Source organism: Devosia submarina, from assembly GCF_003056345.1.
Classification (GTDB): Bacteria; Pseudomonadota; Alphaproteobacteria; order Rhizobiales; family Devosiaceae; genus Devosia; species Devosia submarina.
Genome location: NZ_PYWB01000006.1, coordinates 200688 through 214987, shown reverse-complemented (window position 1 = coordinate 214987; position 14300 = coordinate 200688). Strand labels below are relative to the sequence as shown.

Below are 14300 nucleotides of genomic sequence, written 5' to 3'. Positions count from 1 at the left end.
GCGTCTCGGCTTCCGCCTTGTCGTTGGTTAAAAAGGCGGTAAAACGGTGCAGTGGAGTTAGTCTGGGGGAGCGCTGTGCATGGCGAGTCTCCGGGCATGGTCGCAGAAGGCAATAAAAATATGATCCATCCCAATAAGCAGACGCGTGGCGCGATTTTGGCTCTGGCCGTGATCGGTGCTGCACCGCTTGCCGGTACCAGCCTTCCGCTTCTTGGCGTTGCGACTGCTCAGGCGCAGGAGCAGCTGGTGGGCTCTGTGCTTTTCGAAGGCAATCGCCGCTTCTCAGATGCTCAACTGCTGGCGATGGTGGATGTGTCCGCGTCCGGCGTTTTCACGCAGCAGCGTCTTGCTGCGGACATCGAAAGCATTCGTCAGGCATATGATCGCGACGGGTTCCTTGGTGTTGGCGTTACTGCCCGTACCGAGCAAACGGCAGATGGCCGTATTCGCGTTACGTTTGTTGTCAATGAAGGCGAGCGCGCGGGTATTGCTGCGATCAATTTCACTGGCAATAACGCCATTGGCTCTGGCAACCTTAAGAGCACTCTGCTGACCAAGGAAACCGGTTTCCTCAGCTGGCTGTTCAAGGATGACACCTATGACGAGCAGAAGCTGGCGGTCGATCGCGAGCGTGTGCGTCTGTATTACGCCAACCGCGGCTATCCTGATGCGCAGGTGAACGCAGTTGCGCAGTATGATGCTGCCCGCAACGCCTACTTCATCAACTTCACGATCAACGAAGGCCAGAAGTACGAGTTCGGCGGCGTGGGCATCGAGACCAGCATCGCTGGCCTTAACACGGATGCGCTGCGTGGAACCGTACAGACGGCTGAAGGACGCAACTACTCCATCTCCGATCTGCAGGGCACGATCGAGGACATGGCCTACGAGGCTACAACTCAGGGCTACTCCTTCGCAGACGTTCGTGCGCGCCTTGATCGCGACGCCACCAACGGGCGCTTCAACGTCACCTATCTGGTTGATGAGGGCCCGCGCGTCTATGTCGAGCGCATCAACATCACGGGTAACACCAAGACCCGCGATTTCGTTATCCGCCGCGAATTGGAATTTGCTGAAGGCGACCCCTTCAACCGTGCACTCATTGTCCGCGGCCGCGGCGAGATCAACGATCTCGGCTATTTCTCGGCTGTGAATATCACGACGGCTCCTGGTTCTTCCCCGGACAAGGTCGTCATCAATATTGCCGTTACGGAAACGTCGACGGGCGAATACGGTGCGAGCGCCGGCTATTCGACCGCAGACGGTATCCTGGGCGAGGTGTCCTTGACCGAGCGTAACTTCCTCGGTCGTGGCCAGTTCTTGCGCGCTGCTATTGGCGCCTCTGAGTCCGGCCGCACCTTTGACTTCTCGTTCACCGAGCCTCGTTTCATGGGCTTGAAGGTTTCGGCCGGTGTTGACGCCTATCACCGCATCAATGACGAGACTAGCCGCAGCTTCTACGGCTCGCAGTCGACGGGCGGTCAGTTGCGCTTTGGCGTGCCGATCACCGAAGATTTGTCCGCCACGATCTTTGCCGGTGCTGAGCGCAAGCTTATCTCTGACGAGGAAGGCAATCCGGAACGAGAATCGTCGCTGGTCAATGATGGAGACGAGTTCTACAAGGCGTTCGCTGGGTACACTCTTACGTGGAATGGCGTCGATGACGTCAAGAAGCCAACCACTGGTCTCTACGCCACGTTCACCCAGCAATATATCGGCTGGGACCACAGCTTGATCAAGTCGGAGGCGCGTGCCCGTTACTTCGTGCCGCTGCTCGAAGATAGTGGGATCGTCGGTAGCGTTCGCGCCCAGGCTGGCGTGATCAACGATCTGAGCGGCGACGGCGTCCATGCGGTTGAGGCATTCTCGCCAGGGTCGCAGCTGGTCCGCGGCTTTGAAGGCCGTGGTTTCGGTCCGCGCCTTGAGAGCGGCGAGTTCCTCGGCGCGACAATGTACGCCGGTGTCTCTGCTGAACTGTTGTTCCCGATCCCGGTTGTGCCGGAGAACTACGGCTTGAGCGGTGCGCTCTGGGCGGACGCTGGCTGGGTTGATGAGTTGCCAAACATCGGCTCGGTTCCGCTTGATCCTGCTAGCCAGGATGACCCGCTGCGTGCATCGATCGGCGCGTCCCTGATCTGGGATTCGCCATTCGGTCCGCTGCGTGGTGACTTCGCTCACGTCTTGAACAAGTCGACGGCTGACCGGACGCAGGTCTTCCAGCTGTCGCTCCAGACCTTGCTCTAGTCTTTAGAGCTTGAAACAGTTATTGAGCCGCGGGGCGGTAGCGCCGCGGCTCAATCCATTTAAGTGACACCATGGTCGACACTCGCTTCCACCGCTTTGCCGGCCCTTTCACGATCGGTGCTATTCTCTCGAGTCTCGGCCGGGGCGATCTCCTGCCGCCTTCTTTAGACTTGATGATTGAAGGCGCCACCGACCTTGACTTGGCCAGCTCATCTGAAATTGCGCTTGCCGCGCACACGGACTACGTCGAACAGCTGAAGGCGACATCGGCTGGCGTTGTTGTGATCCTGCCCGCCTTGCTTGAGCATCTGCCAAAATCCAGCGCGCCCATAGTCACGGACAAGCCGCATCACCTCTTCGCTGACATTCTTGATCTGCTTTATCCGGACAGTACGCGCTCAGTCATCGCCTCCAATCGAGAAGATCTAGGCGCACCCATCCTGGAGCGCGACGTCTCAATCGGCTCCAACGTAGTTGTTGGGGCAGGGGTGGAGATCGGGCGCGGCACGATCATCGGCGCAAACACCGTCATCGGCGCGGGCGTGACGATTGGGCGGAACTGCATCATCGGGGCAAACTGCACCATAGACTGCAGCCACATCGGCAATGAGGTCGTGATTCACTCCGGCGTACGCATCGGCACCGAGGGATTCGGATGGCTCGATTTCGGACGCGCGAACCGGAAGGTTCCGCAGCTCGGACGCGTGCTGATTCAGGATGGCGTGGAGATTGGCGCCAATTCCACGATCGACCGAGGCGCCCTAGGCGATACGATGATTGGCGAGGGCACCAAGATCGATAATCTGGTTCAAATCGGGCACAATTGCCGCATCGGACGGAACTGTCTTGTGGCCGCCATGTCTGGCCTATCTGGGACCACCGTGCTTGAAGATGGTGTCCTTCTTGGCGGCGGCGTCGGTACATCCGGGCATCTGACAATCGGCGCCGGCTCAGTCGTGCACGGCCGAGCAGCTGTGACTAAGGACTGGCCCGCTGGTTCAAAACTTGCCGGAGCTCCGGCGCAGGATATAAGAGATTTTTGGCGGGAACTCGCCACAACGCGAAAATTGGCCAAGGGGGACAAGCGGGGATGAACGACAGCATGATCGAGAGCGGCGAACTCACAGCGATGAGCCTTGCCGAGATTCTCAAATCGCTGCCTCACCGCTACCCATTTCTGATGATCGACAAGATCATTAGGATCAATGGCGATGAAAGCGCGGTTGGCGTCAAAAACGTAACCTACAATGAACCCATCTTTCAGGGGCACTTCCCCGAAAACCCGATCTTCCCGGGTGTCCTCATTATTGAAGGTATGGCTCAGACAGCTGGTGCCATCGTCATCAAGCACGACTCAGGCGTCGGTAAGAAGAACGTCGTTCTGATGTTGGGCGTCGACAAGGCGAAGTTCCGGAAGCCTGCTGGCCCTGGTGACGTGATCGAGTTTCACATCGCGAAGATTCATCGTCGGCGCAATGTTGGGCGCTACAAGGCTGAAGCTATCGTTGACGGAACGATGATCGCTGAGGCCGAAATCACCGCGATGATCATCGAGGCAAATTCGTGAGCGACGCCAACGTCCACCCGACAGCGATCGTATCGCCCAATGCCAAGCTAGGGGAGGGCGTAAAGATCGGCCCCTTCTGCATTGTTGGCGATAATGTGGTTCTGCACGCGCGGGTGGAACTGGTTTCCCATGTGGTTGTCGAGGGCCATACCGAAATCGGCGCCGACACAAACATTTATCCATTCGCTTCGATCGGTCATCGGCCGCAGGATCGGAAATATCACGGGGAGGCATCTCGCCTCGTTATTGGCGAGCGCTGCACCATCAGGGAAGCCGCGACGCTCAATCCGGGCACAGAATCGGGCGGCATGCTGACCCAGATCGGCAATGACTGCCTGATCATGGCTAGCGCCCATGTGGCCCATGATGCGATCATCGGCAACAACGTTATAATGGCAAATTACGTTGGTATCGCTGGTCACTGCCAGATCGGTGACAATGTAATCTTTGGCGGCAGTTCAGTGGTTCACCAGTTCACACGCGTCGGTGCTCATGCGTTCGTTGGAGCGCACTCTATGGTAGATGGCGACATCATCCCCTACGGAATGGCCGTTGGAAATCGTGCGTCCCTGACCGGCTTGAACCTTGTTGGCCTCAAGCGGCACAAGTTTGATCGCGAGGCCATTCACCGCCTGCGTGCAGCCTATCGCATGATCTTCGCTAGCGAAGGAACGTTGCGCGAGCGTGTCGAAGACGCAGCAGGTCTATTCAAGAACGATGTGCTTGTGCAGAACGTCGTATCTTTTATCACCGCTTCATCTGAACGCCCTATCTTGTTGCCACACAGCAGCAACGCCCAAGCTGATTGAACTGGTTTCGGCAGGCTTTTGCAGGCGAAACCGGAGTGGCAATCATGGTTGACCCGCTTAAACTATTCATTCTGGCAGGCGAGCCGTCCGGGGACCGCATCGCGGCCGATCTCGTTGCTCGTTTAAAGCAGCGTGTTCCGCTGGCCTTGGCTGGCGTAGGCGGAGACGAACTGCAGGCACAGGGCCTGCGGTCCTTGTTTCCGATGAGCGACCTTGCCGTTATGGGAATTACCGACGTGCTGATGCGCTTGCCACTGCTGCTTTGGCGCATACGGCAGACAGCCAGAGCCATAGTCAAAGGTCGTCCCGACATCGTCGTCCTGGTAGACGCGCAGGATTTTTCCAAGCTCCTCGCCAAGCGCCTCAAGGCGGCCGGCTTCCAAGGCACCCTCTTGCTTTATGTAGCGCCCACGGTCTGGGCTCGCGCGCCGCAACGTGCCGCTAAGTTGAAGCCGCTATTCGATGAAATCCTCGCTGTGCTGCCATTCGAGCCCGCGATCATGGCTAAACTCGAAGGGCCCCGGACAAGCTATGTCGGCCACCCGGCTATTGCCGAGGCACTCGATCGAACAACTGCCAATCAGAAAGGGACGCTGCTTCTGCTGCCTGGCAGCCGAGACGGTGAACTGCGCCGGCACTTGCCGTTGTTCCGCGAGGTCGCGCAGCGGCTGTCTGGCCATCCCGCGGTTGCAGGCTTCGCTATCCCGACCTTGCCGCGCCTAGCCAATCGCTTGCAAGCAGAAGTAGCGAATTGGCCAGTTCCCGTGGAGATTGTTCCAGATCGTGCTGCTCGGGCGCAACTGTATAACCGCGCAGTGCTCGCATTAGCCGTGTCGGGCACCGCAACGTTGGAACTCGCCTTTGGCAAAGTGCCCATGGTGGTCAACTATGTCATGGAGAGCCATCAGGCACGAGAGTTCGAGCGCATTGGCCGCCCTCACGTCTCTCTGCCGAACATCGTGCTACATCGAGACTCTGTACCCGAGCTGATCCAGTCGCCAGCGAATGCTGATGCGCTTGCGGCGGCTGTGCGTAGCCTTCTGGATAACGAAAAAGCCCGCCAAGACCAGGTAACGGCCTTCGGCGAGCTGGTGCATTTGATGGGAAATGGCGAAGCCGATCATCCGCGTCAGGACCCGGCAGACCGGGTCCTGAGCTACTGGCGTCAGCGCGAGCTCACGTCCAGATAATCCCGTGCCGGCGCTCCATCATAGAGCTGGCGCGGACGACCGATCTTCTTCTGCGGATCTGCGATCATTTCCTTCCACTGACTGATCCAGCCAACCGTACGGGCGACAGAGAAGAGCACGGTGAACATGGAAGTGGGGAAGCCGATGGCCTCAAGGATGATACCTGAGTAGAAGTCGACGTTTGGATAAAGCTTGCGCTCGATGAAATAAGGGTCCTCGAGAGCGATCTTCTCCAGTTCCTGCGCAACCTGCAGGGTGGGGTTATTATGAACGCCAAGAAGGTCTAGAACTTCCTTGGCCGTCCGCTGCATCACGGTGGCACGTGGATCGAAGTTCTTGTACACGCGATGGCCAAAGCCCATCAGCTTGAAGCTGTCGCTCTTGTCCTTGGCGCGCGCAATGTACTCGGGAATGCGGTCGACCGTGCCGATTTCCTTGAGCATGTTGAGAGCCGCCTCATTGGCACCGCCATGAGCGGGACCCCAAAGGCACGCAACGCCGGCTGCAATACAGGCGAAGGGATTTGCATCCGAAGAGCCAGCCAGCCGCACGGTAGACGTAGAAGCATTCTGCTCGTGGTCGGCATGCAGGGTAAAAATCAGGTCCATTGCCTTGGCGATGGTCGGGTTTACCTGATAGGGCTCCGCCGGCACCGAAAAGCACATGTGAAGGAAATTGGACGCGTAATCCAGATCATTGCGTGGATACACAAAGGGCTGACCGACCGAGTACTTATACGCCATCGCCGCAATTGTCGGCATCTTGGCAATCATGCGGATCGAGGCGATCTCACGCTGCTGCGGGTCGGTAATATCGGTCGAGTCGTGGTAAAAGGCGGCCATCGCGCCAACAACACCCGTCATGATGGCCATGGGATGAGCGTCGCGACGGAAGCCGCGATAGAAATAGTGCATCTGTTCATGCACCATGGTGTGCCGAGTAACCAGCTCATTGAACTCAGCGAGCTGCTGCTTGTTGGGTAGCTCTCCATAAAGCAGCAGATAGCACACCTCGATATAGGTGCTTTTTTCGGACAATTGGTCGATCGGATAGCCGCGGTATAGCAACTCGCCCTTGTCGCCATCGATATAGGTGATTGCGCTGTCGCAGGCGGCTGTCGAGGTGAATCCCGGATCGTAGGTGAACATGCCGGTCTTGGAATACAAAGATCGGATGTCGATCACATCCGGCCCCACCGTTCCGGACAGCACTGGAAATTCGTGAGTCTGGTCCCCGATGACGAGTTTGGCGACTTTGTCGGTCATTTAGCTCTCCTCGAAGGCCCCAAGACCCCAAAGAAAGGAGCTCGCATGGGTTGGGGCCAGAAATTGGCAGTGGAGACTGCATGGGACAGGTATCGCTTTTACCCGCCCGAAGCAATCAATGGGCTGGCAAGACTTGCCCTCAGGATAGCACTAGACAGTGCCAATCTGATCCTCTAGACGCGCCATGCTTTCTTCCCTTCCGATCAACACCATAACCTCGAATATGCCAGGAGAAACTGTCCTGCCGGTGAGCGCGGCGCGAAGGGGCTGAGCAAGTTTTCCCAGCTTCAAACCCTTGGCTTCGGCAAGGGAACGCATTGCAGCATCAATTGCAGTAACGGACCACTCGTTGAGACCTCGCAAGGTCTCCGCCATTTCGCCGAGAACCGAACGAGATTCGCTGGTCAACAAAGCCGACGCAGCAGCATCAATAGCGAGCGGCCTAGACGCATAAATGAACTGTGCCAGGTCAATCAGTTCCAAGACAGTTTTTGCGCGCGGCTGCAACTCAGGAAGGGCACTGAGTACCGTGTCCTTATGCCCAGCGAGACCATCAACATCGGCCTGGCGCCCAACTTCTTCGGCTGTGGAGAGCATCAAATCATGAAGATATTCGGGCTTGGCTTCTCGGATGTAGTGACCGTTGATGCTTTCGAGCTTCACAAAATCGAAACGGGCGGCACCTTTGTTGAGCCCGTCGAGGCTGAACCACTCCACCATCTGCTCCGTTGAGAATATCTCCTCGTCGCCATGGCTCCAACCAAGGCGAGCTAGATAGTTGCGCAGTGCTTCGGGCAGATAGCCCATTTGCCGGTAGGCTTCGACGCCTAACGCACCATGCCGCTTGCTGAGCTTTGCACCGTCGGGCCCATGAATCAGCGGGATATGAGCCATCTCCGGCACAGTCCAGCCCATCGCATTATAAATCACAATCTGGCGCGCCGCATTGGTCAGGTGGTCGTCCCCGCGAATGATGTGGGTGACGCCCATGTCATGGTCATCGACCACAACGGCGTGCATGTAGGTCGGTGTGCCGTCCGAGCGAAGAATGATGAAGTCGTCCAGATTCTCGCTCTTGAAAACGACCTTACCCTGCACATGGTCATCAACGACGATGTCCCCGGTGAGCGGGGCCTTGATGCGGATAACAGGCGCGACGCCTTCCGGCGCTTCGCTTACGTCGCGATCGCGCCAATAGCCATTGTACCGAGGGGGCTTGCCGGCAGCGCGGGCTTCTTCGCGCATTTGGTCCAGTTCGGCAGGCGAGCAATAGCAGTAGTAGGCGTGGCCTGCCTTCACCAATTCGTGGGCCACTTCAGCATGACGAGCGGCTCGTCCGAACTGGCTGATCGGCTCGCCGTCCCAGTCCAGACCAAGCCATTTCAGGCCATCGATCAGGGCCACGACCGCCGCCTCGGTTGATCGTTCCCGGTCCGTATCCTCGATGCGCAGCAACATCTTGCCGCCCTTGTTCTTCGCATAGGCCCAGCTGAACAGGGCAGTACGGGCACCGCCAATGTGCAGATAGCCAGTGGGCGATGGGGCGAAACGAGTGACAACTTGGGACATATGACCGGAATATCTGGATAGTTTGGTTGTCGTGTGTAGCATAGAAGGGCACGAGCGCAAGGGCGGGGGCTGGCCAGTTGCAGGAGACGCAAACAAGCGAGCGCCAGGCAGGAGTCGGGTTCAAGACCGGACTACAATTTGCGTCGCCTGGGTCGGCGCGACGCCCGCTTGCTGCTCACAAGAAGCGCGGCTTACTTGCGAGCCTCGCGGACGCCATTGCTGCCGCGCGGGACAGCCGTCGCAGCTTTGTGCTTTTACCCTTCGCCATGATCTTTGGGATGATGGTCTATGCTCAGCTGCCGTTTGAGCCGGACCCTATCGCGCAGGCAGCCGTCGGTCTGACGCTCTGCCTAACCTTGGTACTGCTCCACCGCTCACCTCTGCTGCCTGGTGTTTTCATTGCCTCGGCCTTTTGGGTTGGCTTTTGTCTACTTTCTTTTCACGGCTGGGCCTTTGGCACTAATATGTTGGCGCGGCCCGCCTATGGCGCGTTCGAAGCCAAAATCGCTGAAGTTCTGTCTGCCAATCCAGATGGGCAGCGGATAGTCGTCTACGGCTTCAAAGCGGTCTCGGATGATCGAGTGCCTCCGATCAGAATGGCCCGTATAGTTGCTCCAGCCGAACCTCTCCTGCGATCGGGTGACGTTATCAGCGGCTCCATGCGGCTTGTGCCGGTGCCGGGACCTATCCTGCCCGGGGCTTATGACGGGCAGTTTCATTCTTATTTCTCAGGTATTGGCGCTTATGGAACCATAACCAGAGATTTTGCGCTCGCCGCTCGCGCGGCAAGTATGACTCCTGCGAGTTGGATAGAAGATGCACGGGCAGCTATCGGCCGACGGATCGCCTCTGTCCTGGAAGGATCATCCGCAGCCATTGGTCGAGCCATGGTGGTTGGCAACCAGAGCGCCATCACTGACGAAACGCGCGAATTGATGGCCACTTCGGGCTTGGCGCACATCTACTCCATCTCGGGGCTCCATCTTTCCATCGTTGCCGGCGGTATGTTCTGGTTGGTGCGCCTCGGCCTTGCCGCTCTGCCAATCAGTGCCCGCCGCTTGCCGATCAAGAAGATCGCAGCATGCTTTGGGCTGACTGCTGCCATAGGGTACCTGGCGTTGGCTGGGGGCTTTTCAAACGTGCCCGCGTTCCGCTCCGCTCTTATGCTCGCACTCATCTTCGGCGCGGTGCTAGCAGGTCGACGCGCTCTGACGATGCGAAACGTCGCCATAGCGGCACTTCTCATAATTGCGATCGACCCCTCGAGCGTCTTCCGCCCCAGCTTTCAACTGTCTTTCGCCGCCGTCGTCGGCCTGATCGGCACATACGAGCTTCCGCGCAGGGCCACTGAAAAGCAGACTAATTGGATGCGACGGACTGTATCTACGGTCTGGGGCACAGCTCTTACCAGCCTCATCGCGGGAACAGCGACCCTTCTATTCTCTGCCTATCACTTTCAACAGACCGCCCCCTTGGGCGTCATCGGCAACGTTCTGGTTCTTCCCGTCGTCAGCCTCGTGATTATGCCCTTTGCATTGCTATCTGTGCTTGCAATGCCGTTCAGTATGGAAGGAGTGTTCCTCCAGATCATGGGCTGGGGAATCGATCGCATGGTGGATGGCGCTGCGCTAGTCTCTCGATGGAGCGAGGGCCTCGCAGGCAATCCGCTGTTGATTGGCACTTCACTTGTGATTGGCGTTGCCGCACTGGCTTGGTTTGCCTTCCTGAACAACTGGTGGCGCTTTTTAGGACCGGCGCTGGCATTGCCTCTTATTTTGCTGTTCGGCTTTGATCAGCGCCCGGATTTGCTGATTGCAGACTCGACGCAAGCTGTAGCGCTGCGCTCTGGCGATAATATGGGGTTGATCACAGGAAAAACAGGAAGCTTCGCTGTAGATGTGTGGAGCCAGCACTACCAGAAAGAGATCAACGCATCGTCTCCCGACGCCCGGTGCGACAACCTTGGATGCATTGCGAATACAGAGCAGTTTTCCATAGCCGTGGTGAAGAACGCCGCCGCCTTCGCAGAGGACTGCGGTCTGCACGACCTACTCATTACGCGGATGCGGGCACCTCATACCTGCCACAACAAGCAGATCATCGACGCCGATGATCTGCAAACCGGCGGTGTGCATTGGCTGGCTTGGGACCAGTCAATCCATCAGTTCAAGCTGCGCACCGCTATTCCAAATGTCACTCGGCCCTGGAGAGTCGCGCCACGGTAACACCGGCAGGGGGGATCTCCCCTGAACCCAGCACATACTCAGCTTCGTCTGCAGCGAGGTTAAGCGGTGCCGCAGTGTTACTGTAGTTCACGTAAACTCTGAACCCGCCACGAACGCGGCAACGAACACCGGCCGGCAACTCGATCACCGGCACGCCGGCTTCGGCGATCAGATGATCCACTACGCGCTGGACCAGGGCCTTGGTTCCGCTGGCTCCAAGATAGTGAAGCTTTCCTTGCCGTAGCAAGACTGGCCAACCCTCGACGTCCTGGATCACAACCTTGGCCCTGGTTTCGATGCGCTCGCGCCAGAGCCGCACAGCTCCGCTACCGGTCACCTCAACTTCAGCGGCCGGGTCTAAACTGTCGATTCTGATGACCTTGGCATCCAGCAGGTTACTGGGCAAATTGGGAGCGAGGCGCGATGGAATAGAGAAGTTCTCGGTTTTTGAACCAGAACGCGGACCGATCAGCAGATGGCCGTCGAAGTTCTCAACAGCGGACCGGAGCGATTCCGTCCATGCAAACAGAGCTGGTATGGCGACGATGCTATAGCCTTCGAAACTGGTGCTATGAGGAGAAACAATATCGACATCGACACCATGCTTACGGAACGCCGCGTATAGAGCACGCACATGTGCGCTGTGGCTAAAGCCCTTAGCTTGGGGCTGAATATCCCAGGCCCATTCGCTTTGGTAATCAAAAACAATCGCGACGCGTCCTCTGGCAGCGGCGCCGCCAATGCCTATGGCTTTGACCTCCTGGGCGACCTGTTGAGCATCGAAATAGGCCGGCGCAGGCTCGTTATCCGGGCGAAGCAGACCCGCATGCATTTGCTCCTGCGCGAACGGCGCCTGTCGCCAGCGAAAATAGGAAACAACTTCTGCGCCATGGGCAAAAGCCTCCCAGGCCCATAGCCGGGGCATGCCCGGCAGCGGGTCAGGATTGAAGTCGGCCCAGTTCACTGGGCCTGGTTGTTGTTCCATGATCCACATGCGGTCATGGCCTACGCCGCGGTAAAGGTCGTGGTGAAACGCCTGATAATCGGGCTCACCCTGCCGCATATACTGGCGTTTGATGTCGTCAGTCTCGGCGCCTGTGGCCAAATGGCCGAGCGGATAGGCATCCCAACTCGCGACGTCCAGGGTCTTTGCGACATCGTAGTGGTCGAACTCGGTATAGCCCGCCATGAAATTGTGGATCACGGGAAGGTCAGGGCGCTTGGCTTTGAGGATGTCGTACTGCACCTTGTTGAACGCTGCGACCTGGTCCGATGTGTAGCGTCTGAAATCAAGATCGTGAGCGGGCGCGGGGTCGCACACGAGCAGGTTCGGCAGCTCGATCTGTTCAAAGCTGTTGTATTCCATGGACCAGAATACATTGCCCCAGGCTTCATTGAGGGCCTCGATGGAGCCGTATTTCTCTCTCAACCACCGCTGAAACCCTTCTCTTGCCGCGGGTGAGTAGGAATATGTCGTTCCGTGACAGCCATATTCATTATCGGTTTGCCAGCCGCTTAGGGCAGGGTGGTCACCGACGGCGTCTGCGAGCAGTCGCGTGATGCGGGCAGCTTCTTCGCGATAGCCCAAATGTGAAAAGTCATAGTGCCGGCGCGAGCCGAAGCCTTTGCGTCGTCCGTCCCGGCCAATCGGAAGCATGTCAGGATGCTTATCCACCATCCAGCGCGGCGGAGTGGCCGTGGGCGTTCCGAAGATAACCTTGAGCCCGTGTCTGCCGAGAACATCCATAGCCCGGATGATCCACTCGAATCTGAGTTCACCCGGGCTTGGCTCAAGCTTGCTCCAGGCGAACTCACCAATGCGGACAAATGAAATGCCCACCTCGGCCATGCGGGCGGCGTCCCGCTCCCACCATGCCTCAGGCCAATGTTCCGGATAGTAGCAAACGCCGAGGGCAGGGGTGGTCATGAGAAGTCTCAAAGTTGGAAAAGCGGCTCGGACTGACCAGAAACATCAACGTCAATAGCGAACAGGCCACCAGCGACTTTCTCTGCGGCAAGTTGCTCCTCGCTCAAGTTTTTGGCCGCGGTGGTGATAAACAGCGTTTTGAGATCTGCGCCGCCGAAGGCCGGGCACGTCACCTGGCTCACCGGAACTTCGATGATACGGTCAACACTTCCATCTGGCGCATGTCGGACAACGCAGCCGCCACCCCATTTGGCGTTCCAGAGAAAGCCCTCGCTGTCCACCACGGCACCATCAGGATAGCCACCGCCATCACTCACATCGGCAAAGACCGACCATTCGCCAATTGGCATTCCGGTTGATGGATCCGTCGCTACCTTGAGGATCTTCTTGCTCGGCGTGTCGGTCCAGTAAGCCGTGCGGCCGTCCGGAGAGAAGCAAGTAGCGTTCGGCACCCGCACCTCTGACTTGAGCTTGGTTAAAATGCCCGAGCGGAAATGATAGAGCGCCCCGATCGCCTCTTCGGCTTCGGTGTTGTCCATGGTGCCGAGCCAAAATGCGCCGGACGGGTGCACCCGGCTGTCATTGCTGCGTGTACGGTTGTTATCGGCTTCAATTGCATGAACTGGTGCGATACCGCCGGTCGAAATCTGGAAGCCTTTGAGGCCGAACTCACTGAAGAGCACCAGCGTATCGTCATCCACTATGCCGGCCGCAGCCATGGTCTCGTTGAACAGCCATTGGTCCACCAATTCACCATTCGCATTCACGGCATTCAGGATCTGCTCGTTTATGTCAAAAAAGAACAATTGCTGCCTGCCGGGATGCCAGATAGGTCCTTCCCCAAGTTGGCACTTGCAATCGAAAATAAGCTGCGCCGTCTCAGTCATACTGACTTCCCTGCATCGTAGGCTGCAACAGCGGCAACGGCGCGTTCCGACACCTGCTCCGCGCTCATGCCTGGCTTATAGATGTATGTACCCAGCCCGAAACCAGAACAGCCCGCAGCAAGATACTCCGCGAAGTTGTCGGGGTTGGCGCCACCTACGGCATACAAGGGGATTTCAGGAGGCAAAACAGCCTTCATCGCCTTGATGCCCTTGGGTCCAAGAACTTCAGCCGGGAAGAATTTGAGCCCTGTGGCGCCGGCCTTGATGGCTCGGAAAGCATCGGTTGGGGTAAACACGCCGGGATAGGAATGCAGCTGAATACGAACGGTTTCCTCGATTACCGATCGGTTTGTATCAGGCGATACGATAAACGTTCCTCCCGCATCAGCTACGGCCCAAACCTGCTTCTTACTCAGCACAGTTCCCGCGCCAATATCTGCCCTGTCTCCGAAACTGTCGGAGGCAGATGCAATACTCGTAAATGCATCAGGCGAATTGAGGGGTACTTCGATCATCGTAATGCCGGCAGCAATCAGCGCCTCGCAAACGGCAATCGTTTCGCCAGGCGTAATTCCGCGCAGAATGGCGATGAGGTGGCGGTGGTTCATGGGAAATTC

The 14300-nt window shown here is 57.8% G+C and carries 11 protein-coding genes; 6 read left to right on the top strand and 5 right to left on the bottom strand.

Annotated features, from left to right (window positions below; genetic code table 11):
• Window positions 1–120 precede the first annotated feature (120 nt).
• The 5 genes from bamA to DDE77_RS10555 all read left to right on the top strand — a co-directional run bounded on the left by bamA (window position 121) and on the right by DDE77_RS10555 (window position 5810).
• On the top strand, window positions 121–2244 hold the full coding sequence (gene bamA / locus DDE77_RS10575) for an outer membrane protein assembly factor BamA (protein WP_157959770.1): 2124 nt from the start codon (window positions 121–123) through the stop codon (window positions 2242–2244).
• Between the two features lie 71 nt (window positions 2245–2315).
• A complete protein-coding gene (gene lpxD / locus DDE77_RS10570) occupies window positions 2316–3338 on the top strand; it encodes a UDP-3-O-(3-hydroxymyristoyl)glucosamine N-acyltransferase (RefSeq protein WP_108397435.1) in 1023 nt (340 codons plus the stop codon).
• Window positions 3335–3811, top strand: a complete 477-nt coding sequence (fabZ, locus tag DDE77_RS10565; protein WP_108397434.1) for a 3-hydroxyacyl-ACP dehydratase FabZ — start codon at window positions 3335–3337, stop codon at window positions 3809–3811. The genes lpxD and fabZ overlap by 4 nt, the downstream gene beginning before the upstream one ends.
• Window positions 3808–4620: an acyl-ACP--UDP-N-acetylglucosamine O-acyltransferase gene (gene lpxA / locus DDE77_RS10560; RefSeq protein WP_108397433.1), complete on the top strand. Its 813-nt coding sequence runs from the start codon at window positions 3808–3810 to the stop codon at window positions 4618–4620. The genes fabZ and lpxA overlap by 4 nt, the downstream gene beginning before the upstream one ends.
• Window positions 4621–4664: 44 nt before the next feature.
• Entirely contained in the window at window positions 4665–5810 is a 1146-nt protein-coding gene (locus tag DDE77_RS10555) for a lipid-A-disaccharide synthase (protein ID WP_157959769.1), read from the top strand.
• Here the strand turns inward: DDE77_RS10555 and gltA are convergent.
• Both gltA and gltX read right to left on the bottom strand, forming a co-directional pair.
• The gene (gene gltA, locus DDE77_RS10550) at window positions 5786–7075 is read right to left on the bottom strand and encodes a citrate synthase (RefSeq protein WP_108397431.1); all 1290 of its coding nucleotides are present in this window, start codon (window positions 7073–7075) and stop codon (window positions 5786–5788) included. The two genes, DDE77_RS10555 and gltA, sit on opposite strands and share 25 nt — an antisense overlap.
• Window positions 7076–7225: 150 nt before the next feature.
• Window positions 7226–8644: a glutamate--tRNA ligase gene (gene gltX, locus DDE77_RS10545; RefSeq protein WP_108397430.1), complete on the bottom strand. Its 1419-nt coding sequence runs from the start codon at window positions 8642–8644 to the stop codon at window positions 7226–7228.
• A gap of 77 nt (window positions 8645–8721) precedes the next feature.
• Between gltX and DDE77_RS10540 the strand changes: the two genes are divergently transcribed.
• Window positions 8722–10869: a ComEC/Rec2 family competence protein gene (locus DDE77_RS10540; protein ID WP_157959768.1), complete on the top strand. Its 2148-nt coding sequence runs from the start codon at window positions 8722–8724 to the stop codon at window positions 10867–10869.
• Here DDE77_RS10540 and DDE77_RS10535 read toward each other — a convergent pair.
• Genes DDE77_RS10535 through DDE77_RS10525 form a run of 3 tightly spaced genes read right to left on the bottom strand, consistent with a single transcriptional unit; the run spans window position 10838 to window position 14291 of the window.
• Window positions 10838–12796: a beta-galactosidase gene (locus DDE77_RS10535; protein ID WP_108397428.1), complete on the bottom strand. Its 1959-nt coding sequence runs from the start codon at window positions 12794–12796 to the stop codon at window positions 10838–10840. The two genes, DDE77_RS10540 and DDE77_RS10535, sit on opposite strands and share 32 nt — an antisense overlap.
• 8 nt (window positions 12797–12804) lie before the next feature.
• A complete protein-coding gene (locus DDE77_RS10530) occupies window positions 12805–13683 on the bottom strand; it encodes an SMP-30/gluconolactonase/LRE family protein (RefSeq protein ID WP_108397427.1) in 879 nt (292 codons plus the stop codon).
• The gene (locus DDE77_RS10525) at window positions 13680–14291 is read right to left on the bottom strand and encodes a 2-dehydro-3-deoxy-6-phosphogalactonate aldolase (RefSeq protein ID WP_108397426.1); all 612 of its coding nucleotides are present in this window, start codon (window positions 14289–14291) and stop codon (window positions 13680–13682) included. The genes DDE77_RS10530 and DDE77_RS10525 overlap by 4 nt, the downstream gene beginning before the upstream one ends.
• Between the last annotated feature and the right edge of the window lie 9 nt (window positions 14292–14300).

Excerpts from the sequence above, each read along its gene's own strand:
- gltA (WP_108397431.1), bottom strand. The coding sequence starts at position 7,075 with ATGACCGACAAAGTCGCCAAACTCGTCATCGGGGACCAGACTCACGAA.
- DDE77_RS10525 (WP_108397426.1), bottom strand. The coding sequence starts at position 14,291 with ATGAACCACCGCCACCTCATCGCCATTCTGCGCGGAATTACGCCTGGC.
- gltX (WP_108397430.1), bottom strand. The coding sequence starts at position 8,644 with ATGTCCCAAGTTGTCACTCGTTTCGCCCCATCGCCCACTGGCTATCTG.
- DDE77_RS10530 (WP_108397427.1), bottom strand. The coding sequence starts at position 13,683 with ATGACTGAGACGGCGCAGCTTATTTTCGATTGCAAGTGCCAACTTGGG.
- lpxD (WP_108397435.1), top strand. The coding sequence starts at position 2,316 with ATGGTCGACACTCGCTTCCACCGCTTTGCCGGCCCTTTCACGATCGGT.
- DDE77_RS10535 (WP_108397428.1), bottom strand. The coding sequence starts at position 12,796 with ATGACCACCCCTGCCCTCGGCGTTTGCTACTATCCGGAACATTGGCCT.
- DDE77_RS10555 (WP_157959769.1), top strand. The coding sequence starts at position 4,665 with ATGGTTGACCCGCTTAAACTATTCATTCTGGCAGGCGAGCCGTCCGGG.
- bamA (WP_157959770.1), top strand. The coding sequence starts at position 121 with ATGATCCATCCCAATAAGCAGACGCGTGGCGCGATTTTGGCTCTGGCC.
- fabZ (WP_108397434.1), top strand. The coding sequence starts at position 3,335 with ATGAACGACAGCATGATCGAGAGCGGCGAACTCACAGCGATGAGCCTT.